Origin of the sequence: Thalassotalea sp. Sam97 (genome assembly GCF_041379765.1) — a bacterium.
In the GTDB taxonomy this organism is placed as follows: Bacteria; Pseudomonadota; Gammaproteobacteria; order Enterobacterales; family Alteromonadaceae; genus Thalassotalea_A; species Thalassotalea_A maritima.
In genome coordinates this window covers 442,175-466,754 of the sequence record NZ_CP166919.1, presented here as the reverse complement: position 1 = coordinate 466,754, position 24,580 = coordinate 442,175, and the positions used below count along the sequence as shown (strand labels likewise).

At 43.0% G+C, this 24,580-nt stretch carries 21 protein-coding genes; 7 read left to right on the top strand and 14 right to left on the bottom strand.

Features of this window, described 5'->3' with window-relative positions; genetic code table 11:
* Positions 1-75 precede the first annotated feature (75 nt).
* From pilB to ACAX20_RS02020, 5 genes are all read left to right on the top strand, one after another.
* The gene (gene pilB / locus ACAX20_RS02040) at positions 76-1,773 is read left to right on the top strand and encodes a type IV-A pilus assembly ATPase PilB (protein WP_371188165.1); all 1,698 of its coding nucleotides are present in this window, start codon (positions 76-78) and stop codon (positions 1,771-1,773) included.
* A gap of 25 nt (positions 1,774-1,798) precedes the next feature.
* Complete coding sequence (locus ACAX20_RS02035) at positions 1,799-3,049, top strand: type II secretion system F family protein (RefSeq protein WP_371188163.1); 1,251 nt, start codon at positions 1,799-1,801, stop codon at positions 3,047-3,049.
* 90 nt (positions 3,050-3,139) lie between these two features.
* On the top strand, positions 3,140-4,024 hold the full coding sequence (locus ACAX20_RS02030) for an A24 family peptidase (RefSeq protein WP_371188161.1): 885 nt from the start codon (positions 3,140-3,142) through the stop codon (positions 4,022-4,024).
* Between the two features lie 43 nt (positions 4,025-4,067).
* On the top strand, positions 4,068-4,682 hold the full coding sequence (gene coaE / locus ACAX20_RS02025; protein WP_371189552.1) for a dephospho-CoA kinase: 615 nt from the start codon (positions 4,068-4,070) through the stop codon (positions 4,680-4,682).
* A gap of 110 nt (positions 4,683-4,792) precedes the next feature.
* On the top strand, positions 4,793-5,539 hold the full coding sequence (locus ACAX20_RS02020; RefSeq protein WP_371188159.1) for a cell division protein ZapD: 747 nt from the start codon (positions 4,793-4,795) through the stop codon (positions 5,537-5,539).
* 6 nt (positions 5,540-5,545) lie between these two features.
* Here ACAX20_RS02020 and ACAX20_RS02015 read toward each other — a convergent pair whose 3' ends face one another.
* Positions 5,546-7,228 carry a Wzy polymerase domain-containing protein gene (locus ACAX20_RS02015; protein ID WP_371188157.1) on the bottom strand — a complete coding sequence of 561 codons (1,683 nt, stop codon included), beginning with the start codon at positions 7,226-7,228 and terminating at the stop codon, positions 5,546-5,548.
* A 62-nt stretch (positions 7,229-7,290) separates the two neighbouring features.
* Between ACAX20_RS02015 and yacG the strand changes: the two genes are divergently transcribed.
* Positions 7,291-7,527 carry a DNA gyrase inhibitor YacG gene (gene yacG / locus ACAX20_RS02010; protein ID WP_371188155.1) on the top strand — a complete coding sequence of 79 codons (237 nt, stop codon included), beginning with the start codon at positions 7,291-7,293 and terminating at the stop codon, positions 7,525-7,527.
* Between the two features lie 151 nt (positions 7,528-7,678).
* Here the strand turns inward: yacG and ACAX20_RS02005 are convergent, their stop codons facing one another.
* The 4 genes from ACAX20_RS02005 to ACAX20_RS01990 form a co-directional block, all read right to left on the bottom strand.
* Positions 7,679-8,560, bottom strand: coding sequence for a LysR substrate-binding domain-containing protein (locus ACAX20_RS02005; RefSeq protein WP_371188153.1), 882 nt, complete (start codon positions 8,558-8,560; stop codon positions 7,679-7,681).
* A gap of 564 nt (positions 8,561-9,124) precedes the next feature.
* Entirely contained in the window at positions 9,125-9,514 is a 390-nt protein-coding gene (gene mutT / locus ACAX20_RS02000; RefSeq protein ID WP_371188151.1) for an 8-oxo-dGTP diphosphatase MutT, read from the bottom strand.
* 105 nt (positions 9,515-9,619) lie between these two features.
* Positions 9,620-12,304 (bottom strand): preprotein translocase subunit SecA, encoded by a 2,685-nt coding sequence (secA, locus tag ACAX20_RS01995; RefSeq protein WP_371188149.1) that lies wholly within the window; start codon positions 12,302-12,304, stop codon positions 9,620-9,622.
* A 76-nt stretch (positions 12,305-12,380) separates the two neighbouring features.
* Positions 12,381-13,277, bottom strand: coding sequence for a M23 family metallopeptidase (locus tag ACAX20_RS01990; protein WP_371188147.1), 897 nt, complete (start codon positions 13,275-13,277; stop codon positions 12,381-12,383).
* Positions 13,278-13,345: 68 nt separating this feature from the next.
* Here ACAX20_RS01990 and ACAX20_RS01985 point away from each other — a divergent pair, with 68 nt between their 5' ends.
* Positions 13,346-13,819, top strand: coding sequence for a DUF721 domain-containing protein (locus tag ACAX20_RS01985; RefSeq protein WP_371188145.1), 474 nt, complete (start codon positions 13,346-13,348; stop codon positions 13,817-13,819).
* 170 nt (positions 13,820-13,989) lie between these two features.
* Here the strand turns inward: ACAX20_RS01985 and lpxC are convergent, their stop codons facing one another.
* From lpxC to murD, 9 genes are all read right to left on the bottom strand, one after another.
* Positions 13,990-14,901, bottom strand: a complete 912-nt coding sequence (gene lpxC, locus ACAX20_RS01980) for a UDP-3-O-acyl-N-acetylglucosamine deacetylase (RefSeq protein WP_371188143.1) — start codon at positions 14,899-14,901, stop codon at positions 13,990-13,992.
* 375 nt (positions 14,902-15,276) lie between these two features.
* A complete protein-coding gene (gene ftsZ, locus ACAX20_RS01975) occupies positions 15,277-16,431 on the bottom strand; it encodes a cell division protein FtsZ (protein ID WP_371188141.1) in 1,155 nt (384 codons plus the stop codon).
* Positions 16,432-16,500: 69 nt separating this feature from the next.
* A complete protein-coding gene (gene ftsA, locus ACAX20_RS01970; protein WP_371188139.1) occupies positions 16,501-17,736 on the bottom strand; it encodes a cell division protein FtsA in 1,236 nt (411 codons plus the stop codon).
* Complete coding sequence (locus tag ACAX20_RS01965) at positions 17,729-18,502, bottom strand: cell division protein FtsQ/DivIB (RefSeq protein WP_371188137.1); 774 nt, start codon at positions 18,500-18,502, stop codon at positions 17,729-17,731. Before ACAX20_RS01965 ends, ftsA begins: the two co-directional genes overlap by 8 nt.
* Before the next feature lie 7 nt (positions 18,503-18,509).
* The gene (locus tag ACAX20_RS01960) at positions 18,510-19,463 is read right to left on the bottom strand and encodes a D-alanine--D-alanine ligase (RefSeq protein ID WP_371188136.1); all 954 of its coding nucleotides are present in this window, start codon (positions 19,461-19,463) and stop codon (positions 18,510-18,512) included.
* On the bottom strand, positions 19,463-20,914 hold the full coding sequence (murC, locus tag ACAX20_RS01955; RefSeq protein ID WP_371188135.1) for a UDP-N-acetylmuramate--L-alanine ligase: 1,452 nt from the start codon (positions 20,912-20,914) through the stop codon (positions 19,463-19,465). The genes ACAX20_RS01960 and murC overlap by 1 nt, the downstream gene beginning before the upstream one ends.
* Complete coding sequence (gene murG / locus ACAX20_RS01950) at positions 20,890-21,966, bottom strand: undecaprenyldiphospho-muramoylpentapeptide beta-N-acetylglucosaminyltransferase (RefSeq protein ID WP_371188133.1); 1,077 nt, start codon at positions 21,964-21,966, stop codon at positions 20,890-20,892. Before murG ends, murC begins: the two co-directional genes overlap by 25 nt.
* Positions 21,959-23,233 (bottom strand): cell division protein FtsW, encoded by a 1,275-nt coding sequence (ftsW, locus tag ACAX20_RS01945; protein ID WP_371188131.1) that lies wholly within the window; start codon positions 23,231-23,233, stop codon positions 21,959-21,961. Before ftsW ends, murG begins: the two co-directional genes overlap by 8 nt.
* Positions 23,233-24,564, bottom strand: coding sequence for a UDP-N-acetylmuramoyl-L-alanine--D-glutamate ligase (gene murD / locus ACAX20_RS01940; RefSeq protein ID WP_371188129.1), 1,332 nt, complete (start codon positions 24,562-24,564; stop codon positions 23,233-23,235). Before murD ends, ftsW begins: the two co-directional genes overlap by 1 nt.
* Positions 24,565-24,580 lie beyond the last annotated feature (16 nt).

The window sequence follows — 24,580 nt, the reverse complement described above, 5'->3', positions numbered from 1 at the left end:
TTAGTATGGTTTTAGCTTTTATTTGTCAAATTAAATGAGTAGACTGAGAATAATAGCAATAATAAAAAGTGTGTTATGAAAGGTATTCACCGCCAATCACCGATCTTGTCTGCGGCAGTAAAAAGTAACTTAATTAGCAAAGAGCAAGCTGCCGATATTTTCGAGCTTTGCCAAAAGCAACAAGTGTGCTTATTGTCGCATATCAATAAAGAGCAGATTATAAAACCTGAAGCTCTTGCCAGAGTTTTATCGAAGTCTTTTGCATTGCCTATTACTAGCCTCAAGTCAATTGACTTAGATAACTTGCCCGATGGTTTACGTGACGAAAAACTCATTAAGAAGCACAACGCGTTACCTATATACTTGCGTGGTGGCATTTTATTCGTTGCCGTTGCTGACCCTACAAATATCGATGCACTAGAAGAGTTTCAATTTAATACAGGTTACAACACCGAGATGGTGTTGGCTGATTACGAGCAGTTACAAAAAACGATTGAGCAACTGCTTGAAGATGATCATTCCGCATTGGCAATAACCGATTTAGATGCTGCTGAGTTAGGTAACATCGATGTTGAAGATACCGAAAAAGAAGACGACGCAGATGGCGGAGAAAATGATGCGCCTATTGTTGTCTACATCAATAAAATTCTATTAGATGCGATTAAACGCGGCGCATCCGATTTACACTTTGAGCCTTTTGAAAAGACCTTTAGAATTCGCTTTCGTGTCGATGGTATTTTAACCGAAATCGCCACACCGCCAGTTAACCTAGCGAGCCGTATGACAGCCCGCTTAAAAGTAATGTCAAAACTAGACATTGCCGAGCGCCGAGTACCACAAGATGGTCGTATAAAATTAGCGGTTACTAAAAACAAATCCATTGATTTTCGTGTTTCCACCCTGCCAACTATGTGGGGCGAAAAAGTGGTAATGCGTATACTAGACTCCTCAAGTGCCAAACTGGGTATTGATATTTTAGGTTATGAAGACGACCAAAAAGCACTTTATATGGATGCGCTATCTAAACCGCAAGGCATGATTCTAGTTACTGGTCCAACGGGTTCTGGTAAAACCGTATCCTTGTATACTGGCTTAAATATTCTAAATACAGAAGAGCGCAATATATCAACCGCCGAAGACCCTGTGGAGATTAACCTTGAGGGCGTTAACCAGGTTCAAATTAACAATAAGGCGGGTTTGACGTTTGCCGAAGCACTGAAATCGTTCCTACGCCAAGATCCCGACATTGTCATGGTTGGTGAGATCCGTGATTTAGAAACCGCAGAAATCGCTATTAAAGCCGCACAAACAGGTCACTTGGTTTTATCTACACTGCACACTAACTCTGCGGCAGAAACACTTACACGTCTTTTAAATATGGGTGTTCCCTCTTATAACGTTGCAAGTTCGGTAAGCTTAATAATCGCTCAACGTCTTGCTCGAAGACTTTGCAATAAGTGCAAAGAAGTGGATGACATATCGGAGCAAGCCCTTATAGAATTTGGCTTTGAGCCCAGCGAAGTTGCCGATATACAAATATACAAGCCTATAGGTTGTGATGAATGTACTAAAGGTTATAAAGGCCGTGTCGGTATATATGAAGTAATGAAAATCAGTCAAGATACTGCAACCATCATTATGGATGGTGGTAGCTCACTGGATATTGCTGCTCAAGCTCAAAAAGAAGGCTACAACAACTTGCGACAATCGGCGTTATTGAAAGCAAAAAGTGGCGTTACCTCACTGGCAGAAGTAAGTCGTGTAACGGCATAGCAAAATAACTAACAAGGGCAATTTTATGGCATTAGCGCAACAAACAAAAAAAGTAGCTAAAGCAAAGCCGCTTGACCTATTCGAATGGCAGGGGGTGAATACCAAAGGCAAAAAAGTCAAAGGCGAAATGCCAGGCAGCAATGTTATGGAAGTTAAAGCACAACTTCGCAAACAGGGTATTACACCGTCTAGAACACGTAAAAAACCCAAACCATTTCTGGGTCTTGGTGGTGGCGATAAACCAATCAAACCTGCAGATATGGCCATTGTTACGAGACAAATAGCAACAATGCTTAATGCGGGTGTTCCTTTAGTACAAAGTATTGAAATGATTGGCAAGGGTAATGATAATGGCAATATTCGCAAACTGCTTGGAGAAATAGGTAACCAAGTGCAATCTGGCTTACCACTTTCTACTTGTTTACGTGAACATCCGAAATATTTTGATGAGCTATATTGTGACCTAGTGCAATCTGGTGAACAATCTGGTGCCCTAGAAGCAATATTCGATAGAATAGCTCTTTATAAGGAGAAAGCAGAAGCATTAAAATCAAAAATCAAAAAAGCGATGTTTTACCCTGTGGCAGTATTAGTCGTTGCTGCGATTGTAACTTCTATCCTATTGATTTTTGTCGTACCAACCTTTGTTGACATTTTTGCTAGCTTTGATGCTGAATTACCTGCTTTTACACAGTTTGTTATAGGCATATCTGATTTTATGGTGGCCTATTGGTATATCGCGCTTGCAGCTATTTTCGGCGGTGGGTGGATGTTTAAACAAGCTCATGGAAAAAGCCAAGACTTGCGTGATAAAGTTGACACGGCAGTTTTAAAACTCCCAGTTATTGGCGAAATCCTAAACAAGGCAGCCGTTGCGCGTTTTGCTCGGACATTGTCCACCACCTTTGCAGCCGGTGTCCCATTAATTGACGCGCTAGATTCCGCCTCAGGCGCTGCTGGTAATGCTGTTTATCGCAATGCTATACGAGATATAAGAGTTGAGGTGTCCTCTGGTATGCAAATGAACTTGGCAATGCGTAACGCCGATGTATTTCCTGATATGGTAGTGCAAATGGTAACTATAGGTGAGGAGTCTGGTGCATTAGATGATATGCTTGCCAAGGTTGCAACCGTCTATGAGCAAGAAGTTGACGATGCAGTAGATGGTTTAACATCACTGCTAGAGCCCCTTATTATGGCCGTGCTTGGTGTTGTCATCGGTGGCCTGATCATCGCAATGTACTTGCCAATATTCGAACTAGGCGCAGTTGTTTAGATCACTAACAAGCGCATGTTAAAATTTAGTAAATATTAACATGCGCTTAAAATAATAACCTTTAATGCTCTTATTTAAATGGACTTTACTGTGTTCACTGACGTTTTATCTCTATTCGAACAGCAACCTGCTGTTTATTATACTACCATCACTATTTTAGGTTTGCTTATTGGCTCATTTTTAAATGTGGTGATTTATCGTTTACCAAAAATGCTCGAACAAGAATGGGCATGTGAATGTCGCGAATTTTTAGCCGATGAAATCGATAAGAAGAAAATTAAGCCTACGGAGCAAGTCACCCTATCAAAACCAGCATCAACTTGCCCGCACTGTGGACATAAAATTCGCGCTTGGGAAAATATTCCGGTTATCTCTTGGTTGTTTTTACGCGGTAAATGCTCCTCTTGCGCTAAGCCAATCTCAGCACGCTATCCTATTATTGAACTCGTAACTGGCATTGCCTCACTGATTGTGGTGAGTTATTACGGTGTGAGTGTACAAGCAGCGGTAATGCTAGTATTAACGTGGTGCTTAATCGCGTTAACCATGATCGACTTTGATAAAATGATTTTGCCTGATCAAATCACGCTACCGCTGGTGTGGCTTGGCTTGATATTGGGCTTATTCAATGTTTTCGTTCCACTTGAGCAAGCGGTTATTGGCGCTATTGTTGGCTACATGAGTTTATGGTCAGTATTTTGGCTGTTTAAGTTGATTACTGGCAAAGAAGGTATGGGCTATGGCGACTTTAAGCTGTTTGCCGTTTTTGGTGCATGGTTTGGCTGGCAGTTATTACCGTTATTGATTTTAATGGCATCACTTGTTGGCGCCATTGTCGGCATTAGTATGATGGTATTAAGTAATCATGAGCGTTCAAAGCCAATTCCTTTTGGTCCCTATTTAGCCGTAGCTGGTTGGATTACCGCATTATGGGGTGAAGGTATTTGGGCTTGGTATATAGGTCTAATAGGCTAGTAGGCTAATGGCACAGTCCAATAAGCAACAAGGAAATTATCGTGTGGCAAAGCTTATTATCGGTTTAACCGGCGGTATTGGTAGCGGTAAAACCACCGTGGCGAATATGTTTGCTAAGTACGGCATTGACATTGTCGATGCCGATATTGTCGCTCGCGAAGTCGTTGCGCCTGGTAGCCAAGCGTTAAATGACATAGCCAATCATTTTGGCCACGACTTTATCTTGCCCGATGGCAATTTAGATAGAGCCAAATTGCGTCAACGCGTATTTAGTAACCATGATGATAAAACTTGGTTAAATGCCCTATTGCACCCATTAATTCGCGAGCAAATGCAGTTACAATGTAAGCAAGCTAAAAGTGCTTATTGCTTATTGGTGGCACCGCTACTTATTGAGAACGGTATTAACCGAAACGTTGATAAAGTCTTGGTCGTAGATGTTTCGCCAGAAACACAAGTGGCCCGCACAACATCACGTGATAACAACTCACCTGCTCAGGTAAAAAGGATCATGGCGGCACAGGCCAACCGCGATCATCGATTAATACACGCAGATTTTGTGATTGATAACAACGATAGTAATTTGCAATCTGTCGAAAACCAAGTCGAATTATTGCATCGCCAATTTCTAAAACTAGTGGCTGAATTAGAAATTTAACGTCATTACAATGGCGACATCATTCTACTTGCACTTAGCTAGTTGCCTTTACCTATAACTTTGATAGTATAGAAAAATCCAATAATAACCAACTCAAGCATTAAGGTATTATGACTGGCATTTTATATGAGCACCCGCTTAATGAGCGGATCCGCAACTATTTACGACTTGAGCAATTATTTGCCCAAGCACGTAGCTGCCTCAATGATGATTTTGCCGTCAATCACACCTGTTTTTTTAATGCCTTTTTCTCGGTATTAGACACCCTTGATAGAACCGATGTACGCGGTGACATCATTAAAGATTTAGAAAAACTGGAAAACAACCTTATTCATTGGTCAAAGTCGCCTGATGTCAATAACAAGGCGTTAGAAGTTAATTTAAAACAAGCTAAGCAACTATCTGTCGAGCTACGCTCTAAACAACCGCTGTGGGGAGCGCTAAAAAAAGATAAGTTTCTAGATGCGATTCGTAAGCGCTTTTCCGTATCTGGCGCCTACTGCGGCTTTGATTTACCATCATTAATACATTGGCTAAGCCTGCCACCGTTATTTGTACAACAAGATATCGAACGCTGGCTAGCATCTGTCAATGTTATTGAAAAAAGCATTGCCTTAGTACTTCGCTTTATTCGCCAAAAGTCGCCTTTTGAAACCATTACCGCCAATAAAAGCTTTTATCAAGATACCGGCGAAGGCTTGTTGTTGTTAAGAATAGAGCTAGAATCCTCTTCTGACTTTTTCCCGTCAGTTAGCGGTAATCGCTACCGTTATTCGATTCGTTTTATGCAATTGGATCAAGAAAAAGGCCAGCAATATATCACTGATAACGTGATATTTAAGCTAGCCAAGTGCTAGTGTCATCTAAATTTCTTTCGATGTTTTAAACCGTTTCCAATCCTGATCTGGATAAAGTAATTCAGCTTCTTTCAACACATTTTCTTTAGACACAGCTCGAAAACTAGGTTTCACTTTTTCTAGTACCCCTAACGCGACTAACATGTTTTGATATAAACCTGGTCTGGGCATGTCTTGTACAAATTCGCGCCCCCATAATACATACCGTTCGACAGCATCTGAATTTCTGTTTTTAAAAGCATTCTGCAGTGACTGGTTATATACCGTGACTTCTATAAAATCTTGCCATGAGTGTGCGTTAATAATTGAATCCAATATCTGAGGTTCTTTAAAGCGATGATAATCTCCAATAATCCGCATTGTATGTAATGTGGTAGCGCAATAGATAAAACATGGAATAAGCCACACAGCACCAGTAAAACCAAGCACTTTATTCATTTTAAATATACGAACTTCGGTCACTTGAAACCAGACTAAGATAAGAAGAATAGGTACAAGTAAATGCGCTATTGAATGATAAAATGGATATTCTGTTTGTGTGTGAAATAAAATTGGAAACATTAACAAAATAAGCGCCATAATATGCTTAGCTTGAGCATGCTTAACGCCAATCCAAGCACTGTAAAAAATAGCTAACATCGCCAATATTGAAAATATACCTGCTTCAACTAACCAAAATAGTGTTTCATTATGCGGATGTCCTAATCTAGACAATGGTTTTTTAAGGAATTGATGCTCATTCAATAACTCTAGATGTTTTTGGCGGTAAGCTTTTTCAAAGTTACCGTAACCAACACCAGTTATCGCATTCTCAGCAAATAATTGTGAAGAAACAAATATAATATCGGTTCTTACCCCTTTGTCCGTATAAACACCTTCACCACGGTCGACTACTTTCAATGTGCTTATCGATATGATACCTAACAAAATACCAGCAAACAGCATAATAATGAGTTTTTTATGCTTCGCTAACTTATTACGATAAAGAGCCATGAACCCCAAGGTGCCCACTAGAAAACCGATATAACCAGTTTTCGATTGCAACACAACAACCAACAAAGATGCTAAGACAATTGCTAACTTAGATAAAGTAAGAAAATGCCGATTGAAGCGCCAATCGCTATTTTTGAAGTTCATATACAATGAAAGTAACACTAGGCAAGCCATAAATGACGCCATAACATTTGGCTGAGTAAAACTTCCGTAGGGCCTATTCGCAACGGGCGTATATGCGACAACGTAAACATCAAACTGCATCAAGACAAAAAATTGGACGACGCCAATTAATGCTTCTATAAAAAATGCTATAAACAAACAGTACAGCACGAATTTTTTATTTTCTTTTGTCCATTCAAACTGCAGTAAGGTTATACAAAATAATAGAATAATGACCAGGGCCGATAACCTAAGTAGCGACGCATCAAAACTAGAATCAGGATAAAAAGCAGGTATCGATAAAAAAAACAGGGCGAGGCCCAAGTAATAAATCGGCTTAATTAAACGAATATATCCGTTACGCATTGCTTGCCAAATACCACTAATACAAAGCAAGCAAATAAACATCCAACCAATAATATTAGGAGCTAAATACAACCCACTGCCACCAGGCCCCGGTAGCGCTATGTGCATCCCAATTAAACAATACAAGAAAAGGCAAATTTTAAAAAAGTTAAAGGGTGTAAAAGCCACAACGACACCTCATTTATTGTTATAATGCCAACTATTGTAACAGTAATATTTTTATAAAAGCTATGATTACTAAAGTAAAGTGCCCAACGTGTGACAAAGACGTTGTGTGGAATCAAGACGCTAAGTTTCGTCCATTTTGCTCTGAGCGCTGTAAAATGATTGACTTAGGCGATTGGGCGGAAGAGAACCATAAGATATCTCAGCCAATTCAAGGGGCGGATGCCCTAAATGAAGACATGCTCGATGCCTTAGAAGAGCAGTTTTTACAAAGCAATAAGTTCTTTGTTGACTCGGAATAACCCACGCCTTGCTTAAGGTATTTGAATATGACTTGAGTGCGCATGTATTGCGCACTTGTCATTAATTATCTGCTAACTCGCTGTATTGCCATCTTTGACAACTTTAGAGACCTAGTCAACACTTGTTGTACTGTCGTATTAGGTGAGCCTATTACCTATCACTGAATTTGTTTTGTACCCAATCAGCAAACAAACTTAACTCTTCTGATTGTTCAATATTCTCATGTTGTACTAGGTAATACCTGTCGTTACTCACTAATTCTTGATCAAATAAACGCACCAAGGATTGCTCTTTAAACCATGTTTGGCTTATTGGCATAGGGACAAGCGCAATACCCATGCCTTGCTGTGCCGCTCGTGCAACACCAAACATGCTATCAAATTGAATGATTTGCTTAGGATCAAAATCGTCGATATTGACTCTGTCCGCCCACTGGTGCCATGCCCATGGCCTTGATTGATGCAAAATGAGCGGTACTGCCTGTAACGCTTTATAGCCTTGGTTTACCCATTTACGGTACATAGACTTATTACAAGCAACCACATAGCGCACAGCAAACAACTCACTGATCACCGGATGGTTGGGTTTGCTATTGGCCAGCACTATCGATAAATCAGCAGCTGGCGATGGATCACTGCCACTTTTTACCGTATCAAGCTGTAAATTAATGTGCGGGTGCTGCTCGGTCCATTCGCTTAAGCTCGGAACAAATAGCTCGCTTGCAAAGAACTCTGGCAAACTGACGGTTATGGTGCTGTTTTGTTTGCTGTTAGCAAAATCACGAATGGTATTCTCTAAACTGGTGACTATCGGCTCTACCGATATATAAAAGCGCTTACCCGCGGGTGTTAATTCAATCGAACGAGTTTGACGTTTAAACAACGAAAAGCCGAGCTGCTCTTCGAGTTGTTTAATTTGATGGCTAACCGCTGATGGGGTTAAAAATAACTTAGATGCCGCGTGTTTAAAGCTAAGACATTTTGCGGCAATGCAAAATGAGCGTAAACCACGTATGGGAGTTTGAACTGCCATAAACTTTCCCTAAAAAACTGAAAACATCTAAATAAAAGCAAGTTATGCGCCAATTTATACATTAAGCTGATAAGGCAATTTATGAGTATTTATGCTGTAATTCAGGAAGATGTGCACCACTGGTGGGCGACAGAAAGTAAAAATGGGCACCAAAATGGTGCCCTAAAATAACCAAATGATACTCTATACCAGTGCCAATAAATAATTGCTGATTCAGCGAGACTAAAAGACAAGACACAACACAAAATCTATGCTCATTAGCCTTGTAAATTCGTCTTTTAAACTCGCCTTTAAGGAGCTCATCATCAAAGTAATAGCTTCACTGCTGTAGCTCTGAAGCAACCAATTATTCACTGCCATTAGTATGTGCTCTTGGGGAGAGCTGTTGACTTCGACGGGAATCGTTACCAACAAAAGCAAGTTAACAGTAATCGCTTATTGTGTTACTGACAAACGAGAAAAAATCAGCTTATGGCTTAATAAAATTCAATCACTGCTATTTGCTCCTTGAAGCCAATATACTGTAGCGAGCAAGAGGTTAACGCTACGGGTATGATATCGCTATTAACGTTTTAACAGTGCTTCAATAATCGCAACATTGGCTTTAGGAAACTCTAATTGCTGAAGTTGCTCAAGACTAAACCAGCCTTGCTCATTGCCTTCTTGTGCATTTGGCTCACCAATAAACTGATCGACCAAAAATACCTCTAAGCGGACCTGCTTATCACCATAGTCATGGCTGATATCAACCAATGGCATCATCGCTAGAGTATCAATGGCAATCTCTTCCTGAAGCTCTCTGTGCAACGCTTGATGCACGGTTTCGCCTTGCTCTACCTTTCCACCAGGGAACTCCCATTTACCGCCCTGATGAACATTTTGGTGGCGTCTAGTTAAAAAGTACTGTTGGTCTTTATAAATAACACCAACGGCGACATGAACGACTTCACTCATGATCATTACCTTACCTATGAAAATTATGATTTTACGAAACAACAAATACAAATAAGGGCGGTAGACCGCCCTTATCAATAGCAAACAATATTACGCTACTAACGATTAGGTTAGTTTACCGTGACATTGTTTGTATTTTTTACCCGAACCACATGGGCACGGTTCATTACGGCCAACGCGAGGTACAGCGTTCTCTTGTGTCGCATCGCCGCTACCTTGATGGGTAAACTGCTTTGACGCTTCTTCAGCTTTTTGCTGTTGTTGCTGCTCCATTTGCTCAACTTCGCTTTCACGTTGAATACGAACTTTAGATAGCAAACTAACCACTTCGTATTTCAAGTTATCCAGCATTTCTGAGAATAATGCGAACGACTCTTTTTTGTATTCTTGCTTAGGGTTCTTCTGTGCGTAACCACGTAAGTGAATACCTTGACGCAAGTGGTCCATCGCCGCTAAGTGCTCTTTCCAAAGGTTATCAAGCGTTTGTAACATTACTGCTTTTTCAAAGTGGCGCAGTACGTCAGCACCTAATTGCTCTTCTTTGGCTTTGTAGGCATTGTTTACCTCGCTAAGGATCTTGTCACGTAATGACTCCTCATGAAGCTTGTCGTCTTCTTCTAACCACTTAGCGATAGGTAACTCTAATGCTAGATCGCCTTTTAAGCGCTCTTCTAGGCCGCTGATATCCCACATTTCTTCAAGTGATTGTGGCGGGATGTGACCATCGATAATACCATTGATAACGTCTTCGCGAATCGCGGTGATGGTTTCACCAATATCGCCTTCGTCTAATAGCTCGTTGCGTTGCTCGTAAATCACTTTACGTTGATCGTTTGCAACATCATCATATTCAAGTAGTTGCTTACGAATATCAAAGTTACGACCTTCAACTTTACGCTGGGCGTTTTCAATCGACTTGGTTACCCACGGATGCTCAATCGCTTCACCGTGCTCCATACCCAGTTTACGCATCATGCCGGCAATACGCTCTGAAGCGAAAATGCGCATTAAGCCATCTTCCATCGACAAGTAGAAACGCGTTGAACCAGGATCACCCTGACGACCACTTCGGCCACGTAACTGGTTATCAATACGGCGCGATTCGTGGCGCTCTGTGGCAACGATGTGTAAACCACCTAACTCAAGCACTTTCTCGTGCTCTTCTTGCCATTTCACTTTGGCCGCTTCAATTTGTTCAGCTGTAGGATTGGCTAGCTTTTCGATTTCCGCAGCCAAGTTACCACCTAACACGATATCGGTACCACGACCGGCCATGTTGGTAGCAATGGTTACCGCGCCAATTTTACCGGCATTAGCAACAATTTCCGCTTCTTCAGCATGGAATTTAGCGTTAAGAACCTTGTGTTTGATTTTTTCTTTACGTAAGAATTGCGATAAAAACTCTGAGGTTTCGATGCTGATTGTACCGACTAGCACCGGCTGACCACGCTCAACACAATCTTTAATATCCGCTAAAATCGCTTCAAATTTTTCTTGTTGAGTAAGGTATACCAAATCCGGTAAATCTTTACGTACCATTGGACGGTTAGTTGGAATAACCACCGTTTCTAAACCATAAATATGGTTAAATTCGAACGCTTCGGTATCTGCGGTACCTGTCATACCCGACAGTTTATTGTACAAGCGGAAGTAATTCTGGAAAGTGATCGAGGCTAGCGTTTGGTTTTCATTTTGAATATTCACGCCTTCTTTTGCTTCAACCGCTTGGTGTAAACCTTCAGACCAGCGACGGCCTTCCATAGTACGGCCAGTGTGCTCATCAACGATAACAATTTCACCGTCTTTAACAATGTAATCAACATCTTTAACGAACAGCTTATGCGCTTTTAATGCCGCCATGACATGGTGCAATAACGAAATATTGCTGGCACCGTATAACGAGTCACCATCTTTTAACAGGCCGCGCTCAGTGAGGATTTCCTCAACACGAACTTGACCACGCTCGGTTAAGTAAACTTGCTTTGATTTTTCATCAATGGTGAAGTCGCCGCTACTTTCTACGCCTTCTTCATCTTCGCGATCTTGTAGCTCTAACAATGGTACGATTTGATCAACCATACGGTATAGCTCAGAGCTATCCTCTGCTGCACCTGAGATAATCAACGGCGTACGCGCTTCATCGATTAAGATCGAGTCCACTTCATCGATTACCGCAAAATTTAATTTACGCTGTACACGTTGCTCAGGGGAAAAGGCCATGTTGTCACGTAGATAATCAAAGCCAAATTCATTGTTGGTGCCGTAAGTAACATCCGCTGCATAGGCCGCTTGTTTCTCTTCAGGACTTAAGCCAGGAATGTTACAGCCAACGGTTAACCCTAAAAATTCGAATAATGGACGCGCCCAATCGGCATCACGTTTGGCTAAGTAGTCGTTAACGGTAATAACATGAACGCTTTCACCAGATAAGGCGTTAAGGTAAGTTGGCAATGTTGCGGTAAGGGTTTTACCTTCACCGGTACGCATCTCGGCAATTTTACCTTGATGTAACACCATACCACCGATCATTTGCACATCGAAATGGCGCATACCAAATACACGTACACTGGCTTCACGAACGACGGAGAAAGCTTCGACTAAAATATCATTAAGTGAGCTGCCAGCCTGAATACGCTCTTTAAACTCGGTTGTTTTTGCTTTTAGTTCATCGTCGGGCAAAGCCTTGATGGTATCTTCAAGCGCGTTAATTTTTTGTACTTCTTTTTTTAATTGTTTCAGTAGACGATCATTGCGACTACCGAACAGCTTCGTCATTAATTTTACAAACATGTTAATTTAACCAACTATTCAACTGTTGTGGCGATTAAGATAAGGGATTAGGATTTAAATTATTATTGCGGCTAGGCTACGTTTTTGGCTTGCGATAAACGTACTTTGCAGGATTAAGTTGTTTGTCATTACGTAGCACCTCATAATGAACATGAGGTCCTGTCGAGCGACCGGTCGAGCCCATTTTGGCGACTGTTTGGCCTTTATTAACCACCTCGCCTAACTCAACCAAATTTTCTTTATTGTGAGCGTAGCGCGTTTTATAGCCATTACCATGGTCAATCTCAACCATATTGCCATAGCCATAACGCTGACCAACAAAGCTAACCACACCAGAGCCTGTCGCTATCACATCGGCATTTTCTTTACCGGCGAAATCAACACCTTTGTGCATGGCTGGTTTACCCGTAAACGGGTCATTACGGACACCGTAATACGACGACAGCCAACCACGGGTTATCGGTCGGCCTGATAAATAACTACTGTTAGATATATGCTGACCAAGTGCCAGGGATTCGATGAGTTTAAACTGATTTTCTTTATGATTTAAGCTTAAACCGAGATCAGTAATCTGTTGCTCTAACTGAGAAACCGATACCCTTGGCGTTAGCTCTTGATTGTGTAGTGGTCCACCCGACGATGGCAAAGTGACCATATTAAATTCGTCTTTTGGGATCTCCACTTCATCGGCTAAACGCTCGCCCAAGGCATTTAATCGTGATACGTGAGACTGCAATTCGGCAATACGCGCTGTTAGCGCAACGACTTGCTGTTCACTTATCGATGTCGACGACGGCTGAGGTTTGTCTTGGTTTACTTGTAAGTGAGCAGGCACTTCTTTGTCAGTAAGTGCGGTATGCATGATCAACCCAGATACCACGGCAAAGCCACCAACAATGGCAAGCCATTTTGGTTTAGTTAGCTTCATTGAAAAACGAACATTTTGTCCGCGGTATATTAATGTTAAACTCATATACTCAACTTCGTATTACGCGATCGTTTGCCACTTTATCACAAAAACACAAATTTAACACAGGTATTATGAAACCCATCATTAAAGCGCCACAAGACCTGCAAAGTTTACTGCAAAATGCCAGTAACTCGATGGCTTCGATATCTGTAAAAGCACAATCATTGCAAATTTTGGCTCAGATTGTACGGCAAACCTGTCCCGATTTACCAGAGAAAGCATGGCAAATAGCCAATTGCCGAGATGACCTTGTCGTTATCGAAGCCAAATCTGCCGTCTGGGGACAGCGTTTACAATTTGAACGCAATAATATTGCGAAGCAACTGCAATTGCAAACTCATGGGATATTTCAGCGCATTGACATCAAAGTCAATCCGCATGGTGTCAAACGTGAGGCTGAGCCTGTGAAGGTGGAAAAGCCGAAAAAAAGTATGTCACAACAAAGCGCCGATGAGTTACTTAAAGTAGCCGAGTCTGCACCGCCAGGTTTAAAAGAAAAGCTATTAAAGTTGGCGTCGCATGTAAAGAAAAAAGATAATGATTAGTGCTCGTTCGCGTGCATTGTTCGGCTACCTAGCCAACGCGATATAAGTCAGGCCATTATCAACAACCACAACTCGATTAAATCACTCATCAAATCGCATTAAAAAAGGAGCCATTATAGCTCCTTTTCATTGATTTTCTGCTTGCCTAATTTATGAGACAAATATAGTCATTAGGCAAAAACGGCGTCTTGATAGGTAATCGGTGCACCTTGTTCGTCTTGATAAGTGACCCACTCCCAACAGTCTTGGCGTTTAAATACTTCACGCAATAGCATGTTATTTAAGCCGTGCCCTGACTTATAAGCGCGCAACTCACCGAGAATACTGCAGCTCCCCATATATAAGTCACCAATAGCATCAAGAATTTTATGCTTAACGAATTCGTCATCGTAACGTAGTTCTTCACTATTAAGCATTTTATATTCATCAAGCACAATGGCGTTTTCGAGGCTACCGCCCAAGGCAAGGTTATGTGAACGCAAAAACTCAATATCTTTCATAAAACCAAACGTGCGAGCACGGCTGATTTCTTTAACGAATGAATTACTTGATAAATCGAGCGACATCGTTTGTGTTGTATTGGCAATCACCGGATGATCAAAGTCAATGGCGAAGTTTACCTTGAAGCCTTCGTGCGGGCGTAACTCAGCCCACTTATCGCCTTCTTCAACGCGAACGGTTTTGGTGATACGTAAAAACTTCTTAGCAACGTTTTGCTCTTCAACGCCCACTGACTGAATCAGATAAACGAACGGCAGTGAACTACCGTCCATAATAGGGATCTCTGGTGAATCGACTTCTACGATTAGGTTATCAATACCTAAGCCAGCAACAGCAGCAAGCAAATGTTCAACGGTGGATACTTGAACGCCTTGCTGGTTAACCAAACATGTACACAAGGTTGTTTCGCCCACAGCTTCAGGAGTTGCAGGGATATCAACTACAGGATCAAGATCAACACGGCGGAAAACTACGCCTGTGTTGGCCGGTGCAGGACGGAGAGTAATCTGCACTTTTTCACCTTTGTGTAAGCCAACGCCTGTGGCATTTACAGCTTGCTTTAATGTACGTTGCTTGATCATATATCGCCTTAAAAAACTTCTTCCACCTAATTCAAAGCATATTACTACTTCAAACCGGCAGGATCTTAGCAAAAATATCGTTACGGGTCAAAACCATAGCTTATTGGCCCGATAATTGCGTAACTCATCGAATCTCAATGTTATGGTTACATAGTGATTACGTGATGGTAAATAGTCACGACCGTTTATCACTTTTACTACCTCGTTTACAAAGCACGTCATAAATATGACTAATATTCTTTGAATGAACGAGCTATTTTAGCCTGTCGCCAACCAATAACCTAACAAAACCACAAATCTAAACACGATTATAACAATCGGTAACAACCGATTGATTACATCGAAAATGCTATCGATACCTTTGCGTTACAACAATTAGTCCGCTTGCTTACGTAAAAACGCTGGGATATCTAAGTAATCTGCATCGGGTGCCGTTTGTGGCGCTGTCGCAGGGTTACTAACAGGGCGATCTTCCGTATATAGCGTCGGCTCTGGCTCTGGCGTATATGGTGCATTAACCGCAATTGGCTCAGGCTTTTGAACTGGTGGTACAATTGAAATTTCAGGTTTTTGCTGTTGACCGATACCTGTTGCGACCACAGTAACACGCAATTCATCACTCATTTCAGCATCAATTACCGCACCCACCACAACCGTGGCATTTTCTGAAGCAAATGCACGCACTGCATTACCAACTGTTTCAAACTCATCAATTGAGATATCTAGGCCTGCAGTAATATTTACCAAAATACCACGTGCCCCTGCTAAATCAACGTCTTCAAGTAACGGGCTCGAAATCGCCGCTTCTGCTGCTTCTTCTGCGCGATCTTCACCGGTTGCTGAACCTGAGCCCATCATTGCAGTGCCCATTTCAGACATAACCGTACGTACGTCTGCAAAGTCAACGTTGATTAGACCTGGGCGAGTAATTAATTCCGCAATACCTTGTACCGCACCAAGTAAAACATTATTGGCAGCCTTGAAGGCATCAAGCAATGACGTACCTGGGCCTAATACTTTCAGTAGTTTTTCGTTTGGAATCGTAATTAATGAGTCAACATTATTTGATAAGAACTCAATGCCTTGCTCGGCGTAGTTCATGCGCTTTTTGCCTTCAAATGGGAATGGTTTGGTAACAACCGCCACCGTTAATATACCCATTTCTTTAGCAATTTCTGCCACGACAGGTGCCGCACCAGTACCTGTACCACCGCCCATACCGGCAGCGATAAACACCATGTCAGCACCTTGTAGGGTTTGACGGATGGTCTCTCTGTCTTCTTCCGCACTGCGACGGCCGATTTCTGGGTTAGCGCCAGCCCCTAAACCTTTAGTTACATCAGCACCGATTTGTAGGGTCACTGTTGCTGATGAATTACGCAACGCTTGCGAGTCGGTATTTGCAGTAATAAATTCAACACCTTCAATGGTTTGTACCACCATGTGTTCAACGGCATTACCACCACCGCCACCAACACCGATGACTTTAATCACCGCTTCTTCGTTGTGCTCTTCCATTAATTCAAACATAATTTTCTCTCCGTTCTAGGTATTTTTGTTCCACCAAAAAATCTGTTTTTAAACTTACTCATCTGGGTATTAAAACTGGTTATGAAACCAGTTTTTCATTCGCGACAACATACTTACGACGCCATCGTGATGTTCTTGTTCTTTATTTTTCTCGGCTCTTAACTCAAGGCCATAACGCAATAAGCCAACTGCGGTTGCGTAACTTGGATCGTCAACATACTCGGTAAGGCCTTCAATATCGATAGGCTTACCAATACGTACTGGCATTTGGAATACTTCTTCAGCAAATTCAACCACGCCTTCCATTTTCGAGGTCCCGCCGGTTAAGACCACACCGGCGGCGATTTGATCTTCCCAACCACTTTGCTTGATTTCTTCTTGAATAAGCTCAAACAATTCGTGGTAACGTGGTTCAACAACCTCCGCCAATGTATGACGAGACATAGTGCGTGCTGGTCGACCACCAACACTTGGCACTTCAATATTCTCTTCCATACTGACCATATGGCGCAACGCGCACGCATATTGCACTTTAATTTCTTCAGCATGCGCTAATGGCGTACGGAAAATCTTGGCAATATCATTGCTCACTTGGTTACCACCTACCGGAATAACCGCGCTATGGCGTATCGCACCATTAGCGAATATAGAAATATCTAGGGTGCCAGCGCCCATATCGACGACACAAACGCCAAGCTCTTTTTCATCAGGTGTCAACACCGCATAACTTGACGCCAACGCTGAAAAAATCAGTTGGTCGGCATGTAAGTCACAACGCTCAACGCATTTGACGATATTTTTCGCCATATCATTAGCACAGGTAATAATATGCACTTTAGCTTCCATGCGTACACCCGACATACCAATTGGGCTTTTAATGCCCTCTTGCACGTCGACACTAAATTCTTGCGGTCTGACATGGAGCATTTTACGCTCCGCTGAAATAGGTACTGAACGCGCCGTGTGCATTACATTATCTACATCAACCTGAGTCACTTCGTGGTCATTAATTGGCACCATACCATTTTCATTTTGACAATGAATATGCTTACCTGAAATGCCTAAATATACCGAGCCAATTTTGCAGTCAGCCATCATTTCAGCTTCGCTAACGGCATGTTGAATTGACTTAACGACCAAATTCAAATCGTTAACGCCACCTTTATCCATGCCTCGAGCTGGGTTAGTACCAACCCCAATAATGCATAATTTGTCATCTGGAGTCACTTCACCAACCACAGCGACAACTTCTGAGGTGCCTATATCTAGGCCAATGACCAAATTTCTTTCCACTGCTTTAGACATTTGTTTGCTCTTCTTCTATTAGCGGTTTCCAACCAATTGCCATGCCTGTGTCATAGCGAAGGTCAATATAATCTACTTGTTGCTGTTGCTTAACCAACGCCTTGATTTGCGAATATGCATCCATAAAGCGCTGAATGCGCATCACCCGATCTTCTTGACCAAGGTTAAGGGCGATGCCATTGGTTAACGTTAACAACCATGCATTACGCTCACTTAATTCAATTTGAGCGATTTCAGCATCAATGAATTTAAGCAACTTGTTTAGATCTCTATAATTCTCAAGTGCGGTCAATTCACGCCCTTCAGGACCAAACAACTGCGGTAACCTTGATGTTAAACGCCCTTGATCAGCACGAAATATTTGCCCATGTTCGTTGATTAAGTCGTCACCATTCCAAACCGCAACAGGCACTTGATCTTGCACATACACACTTAATGTATTCGGCCATTGTTTGCGTACCGATGCACTATACACCCAGGGTAACGCTTCCAATTGGCGCTGCACATTATTGACATCGAGTTGGAAAAAGTTATCCAAGCGAGTCTGCTTTAACGCCGTAACAATATCAACCTTATTGGTATAAGGCGTATTACCTTCAATCAGCAGATGCGACACGGGCAACGCTTTATCTTGCTGCATAAGGTGATGAACCTTATTTGCGCCATAAACCATCAGCACACAGACCAACACAAAAAACACCAAACCAGCCCAATATGTGCCGTTAGCGTTATTTACCTTGCTGTCTATGTTTTGCCGTTCGCTCATTTTTGTATTAGCTGACGCCCTCTCCACTTAATTGCAATACCCGCACTACAAGCTGGCCAAAGTCTAAACCGGCTTGCTTAGCGGCTTTAGGGACTAACGACGTTTGCGTCATGCCCGGTACCGTGTTGACTTCGAGCAGGTTAAACTTACCAGATGCATCTTGCATCACATCGACACGGCCCCAACCTTTTGCGCCAGTTGCTTTAAACGCTGCAAGGGCTAACTCTTGCAACTGTTGTTCTAATGCTGGCTCTAGACCACAAGGACATAAGTATTGAGTCGTATTGCTTTGGTACTTTGCCTGATAGTCATAAAATTCATTTGGCGTTACCATTGAAATAGGCGGCAATGCTTCATCACCTAATATCGCCACGGTATATTCCGCGCCACTAAGCCAAGCTTCAACCAGTACTTGTTGGTCAAACTTAAACGCTTCGCTAACAGCATGAGTTAATTGCTCGGCATTATCCGCAATACTCATACCAATACTTGAGCCTTCTTTCGCCGGCTTAACCATAACCTTGCCACCAAGCTGATTAATAATCGCTTGATAATCGGCGCTATGTTGCTGCTCTATTGATAGCACCACAAAATCAGCGGTGGCTAAGCCACTGGCGGCAAAAATTTGTTTACTTCTAACCTTATCCATCGCTAATGCAGAGCCGAGAACACCAGAGCCGGTGTAAGGGATTTGCATATACTCCAGTGCACCTTGCACGCAACCGTCTTCACCGCCACGACCGTGCAGGGCAATGAATACACGGTCTATACCGTGCTCGATTAGCGCTGACAGAGGTTGCTTGGCGGTATCAATTGCAGTTACCTGAAATCCAGCTTGGCTCAGCGCCTCAGTGACTGCTTGCCCAGACTTTAGCGATACTTCGCGCTCAGCGCTGTTGCCACCATAAAGTACGGCAACATGTTGTTTTTTTAACTCAGCGACATCAATTAACATGCCCATTAGCTCTGCCCTTTTACGTTCAATTCATCAGCGCTAACAAGCTTTCTTGCAATCGCGCCAACATTGCCAGCGCCTTGGCTGATCAACATATCGTCATTTTCAAGGATATTGGCCAAAATAGCGGGTAACTCATCTGGCGCACTGACGTAAATTGGTTCCATGGTGCCACGCGAACGAATACTGCGCGCCAGCGCTTTCGAATCAGCATTGCTTATGCGCTCTTCGCCAGCAGCATAAACATCCAATAAGATCAGTTGATCAACTTGTGACAGCACTTGCACAAACTCTTCATATAAATCACGAGTACGTGAATAGCGATGAGGTTGAAACATCATCACCAAACGACGCTCTGGCCAGCCATTGCGCATCGCCTTTATGGTTGCATCCACCTCGCTTGGGTGATGGCCGTAATCGTCAATCACCGTCATCTCACCATTCGCTGTAGAAATATTCGCTAAATGTTCAAAGCGACGACCAATACCAGCAAACTTATGCAAGGCACACACAATCGCCTCATCGGCAACACCTTCGTCAGATGCAACCGCAATGGCCGCAAGTGCATTGGCCGCATTGTGCATACCCGGTAGATTTAAACGAATATGTAAGTCTTCTTTACCCTTGCGCTGTACGGTAAATTCACTCATGCCTGCGTGCTGCTTATAGTCTATGGCACGCACGTCAGCATCATCACTAAAACCGTAGGTGATCACTTGACGACCAACACGTGGCAAAATTTCTTTAACCACAGGGTTATCAATGCACATAACCGCTAAACCGTAAAATGGCAAATTGTGCAAAAAGTCGACGTAAGTGTCTTTTAATTTTTCAAAGTCACCGTCATAGGTATCCATATGATCTTCGTCGATATTAGTAACCACTGCGACCATAGGTTGTAGGTGTAAAAACGATGCATCACTTTCATCGGCTTCGGCTACTAAATAACGACTTTGGCCCAGATAGGCATTGGTGCCCGCACTATTAAGCAAACCGCCAATCACAAACGTTGGATCTAATTCACCTTCTGCCATAATACTGGCAATTAAGCTGGTTGTGGTTGTTTTACCATGGGTCCCAGCGATAGCAATGCCATGACGAAAACGCATTAATTCCGCCAGCATTTCTGCACGGCGAACGATTGGAATGCGACGTTGCTTGGCTTCGCTTATTTCAACGTTTTGCAAATCAATAGCGGTTGAAACAACCACCACACTGGCGTTTGTGACATTAGCTCTGTCGTGACCAATAGCAATAGTGGCGCCCAACTTTCGTAAGCGCTGAACCACGGCATTTTCATTTATATCGGAACCACTGATCTGGTAGCCTTCATTAAGTAGCACTTCAGCGATACCACCCATGCCTGCGCCACCAATGCCGACAAAATGGATATTCTTTACTCGACGCATTTCTGGTACATTCATTATTCTTTTCATTTGTCCGCCAACGCTCTGCATGTCATAGCAACTCGCTCGGTTGCATCAGGGCGAGCAACAGATTTTGCCGCTTTCGCCATTTTTTGTAAGGTACTTTCAGAGCTAAATAACATATTTAACTTTCTCGATAACACGGTCGCATTTAACTCTTGTTGCGCTAACAAGAAGCCTGCGCCTGCATTTACCAAAACTTGGGCGTTTTTCGTTTGATGATCATCGACCGCATGTGGTAGCGGCACCAATATCGCCGGCTTGCCTGCCATCGCCAATTCAGAAACCGTTAATGCGCCTGCCCGGCAAATCACCACATCAGCCCACTGATAAGCACTGGCCATATCATCGATAAATTCAGTAACTTTAATTTTTTCTGCATCAAGCTTGTAATTATCGTATGCAGCCGCCACAACCTCAGCGTTGTCCTTGCCTGTTTGATGCCATACGTCCAAACCAAGTAACTTAACCTGAGAAATTGCCTGAGGTACGGTGTCATTAAGCACTTTGGCACCCAGACTACCACCAACAACAAGCACACGTTTGCGCATTGGCTCAATGTCGTTTGCCAATAAATTAATATTGCCACGCACAGGGTTACCAACGACTTCGGCGTTTACATTGCTCGCAAACGCTCCGGCAAATGCACTCAGCACTTTATTGGCGATATTCGCTAAGTAGCGATTCGACATACCAGCAACGGCATTTTGCTCGTGTAGCACCAAAGGTATACGCTTTAACCAAGCGGCAATTGCCCCCGGCGCGCTAGCATAGCCACCCATGCCTAAAACCACATCAGGACGCACTTTGTTCACAACGCGTAGTGATTGGATCACCGATTGCAACACCTTAAATGGCATTGTTAATTTAGATTTCAAGCCTTTGCCGCGTAATCCAGCAATATTAATAAATGAAATATCGATGCCATGGGCGGGAATAATATCGGCTTCCATGCGATCTGCCGTCCCTAACCAGTGCACATGCCAGCCTTGCTGCTGAAGGTATTCAGCAACGGCAAGTCCTGGAAAAATGTGACCGCCTGTACCACCGGCCATAATTAAAATAGTTGGACGTTTATTCACTGCTGACGCCCTCTTCCTTATTTGTTGTTTTCACTCGCCGACTTTTATTACCGCCAGCGTCGTTTTTAACTGTCGCTTGTATCGTTTGCAGTCTCAGCTCATGGTCGATGCGGATTAACACCACAATCGCCAGTGTCATAACCAGCATTGAACTACCACCGTAGCTTATCAAAGGCATGGTTAAACCTTTGGTTGGGAATACCCCTGCGCTTGCTCCTACATTAACTGCCGCTTGAAAACTCAGCCAGATACCAATAGCGTAAGCAAAAAATCCTTCAAAATATTTTTCATTGGCAAGCGCACGCTTACCTAACAACAGCGCTTTAATAACCAGCGCCAAAATCACCGCGAGCAATAATACGATGCCCATAAAACCAAATTCTTCACCCACCACAGCCATCACAAAATCGGTATGCGCTTCAGGTAAGTAATCGAGTTTTTGAATACCATTACCCAAGCCAATACCGAACACTTCGCCACGTCCGTATGCCATTAACGACTGGGTTAATTGATAACCACTGCCAAATTCGTCAGCCCATGGTTGTAAAAACGACGTCACTCGACGCCATCGGTATGGCTCAAAATAAGCCAAGCTGAAAAACGCAGAAAACACCGCAACTACAATGGCACCAAATTGCCATAGCTTAGCACCAGCAAGAAATAACAAGCCTAGCGCTGTACAGCCCATAACAATAACCGTACCTAAATCTGGCTCGGCTAATAACAATAAAGCAAGCACGAATAATACCAAGAACGGTTTTGAAAAGCCCCATAAATTATCCATCACTTCGTCTCGTCTGCGCACTAAATAAGCAGATAAATAACAAAAGAAAAATAATTTGGCAGGTTCTGCCGCTTGAATGTTAATAGGGCCGATAGCTATCCAGCGTGTCGAGCCATTAACCGTGCGCCCTATAAAGAGTACCGCCACCAATAATGCAATCGCCAGCAGTAACAATAACCAGCTCACTCTTTGCCACGTCGCCATGCTTACTTGCAGTGCGCCGGCAGCAAGAGTCAAGCTCAAAACCACATAAAAACAATGGCGAAACATAAAGTGAAACGGGTTGTTATGCAGTTTCTCACCAATAGGTAACGAAGCGCTGGCAACCATAACCAGGCCAATTGCATACAAAGCCAGTGCGATCACCACAAAGCCGCGGTCAAACATCGCCGGACGTTGCTGCTCATGCGAGTTTAACAGCCATGATGGTAACGATAACTGACGCATATTATCTCGTATGGTTTCAGGCACGGTCGAGCTCATTATTGCTCACCTCGAATGGCCGCAATAAACATATCGCCACGCTGCATGTAGTTATTAAACATATCGATGCTTGCACACGCCGGCGACAATAGCACCATGTCACCAGGCTCGGCTATATTGCGCGCTTGTTGTACCGCTTGTTCAAGACTATGTACTTCAATACTATTGGCTTTTAATTGAGCAATCTCAGGACCGTCTTTACCTAGTGTGATGAGCTCATCGACCATGCTAATGCCTGGCTGTAATTCGCTAAAATCGGCACCTTTACCATCACCGCCCGCAATTAAGATTAAACGTCGGCGTGGGTGCACCAGTCCCTCTATAGCGGCTAAGGTTGCGCCAATATTGGTGGCTTTAGAGTCATTTATCCAAATAATGTCATCACCACTGTCAACCTGTTTACAGCGATGCGCTAACCCCTCAAACGACAATAATGCGCGAGCCATCATTGTCATCGACCAGCCTGCACAATAACCTAATGCTAAGGCGGCCAAACAGTTTAAATAGTTATGCTGGCCAGCTAATGGTAATTGGTCACAGTTAATTAAGCGCTGCTCACCAAAGGCTAAATAACAGTGCTGCTCGTCTTTAATAATGCCTAGATGGCCGTGTGCCGGCGCATCAATGCCAAAACTGATGTCATCAACACGTAATTCTGTTGGATAAGTGTTAGATTGATGGCGGTTATATACTCGACGTTGGCTTTGTTGATAAATCCGATGCTTTATTGCTTGGTAATTATCCATTGTTTTGTGACGGTCAAGGTGATCGTCACTAATGTTTAGCACGGTGCCCGCCACCGCGTTCAGCGATGTCATGGTTTCTAATTGAAAACTCGATAATTCAAGGATCACCATGTCACAATCTTGCTCGATCACATCGAGTACTGGAACACCAATATTACCGGCTAACACAGAATCTATATGCAAATGTTTAGCGATATGATCGAGTAAGCTCACCACTGTTGACTTGCCATTTGAGCCCGTGACCGCTAATTTCGGCGAACGATTAATACGGCAATAAAGTTCAACATCACCAATGAGTTCAGCATCAGCTTGTACATAATCGGCGATTTCAGCCTGATTAATATCCACCCCTGGACTGGCAATAATAAGATCAGCCTTGGCGATGATATCGCTATGCCAAGCGCCACTATATAACGTTGCGTTTGGTGCGATTCGCTGCAAACGATGTTGACCACTTGGCGCTGGGCGAGAATCGATAACGACAAAATCAATTCCTTGACTAACCAAGTAGCGAGCACATGATAGCCCTGTAGCACCTAGCCCCAGAACAACAACATATTTTTTATGCTCAAATAGTGTTTGCATTATCACTTTCTCTGAC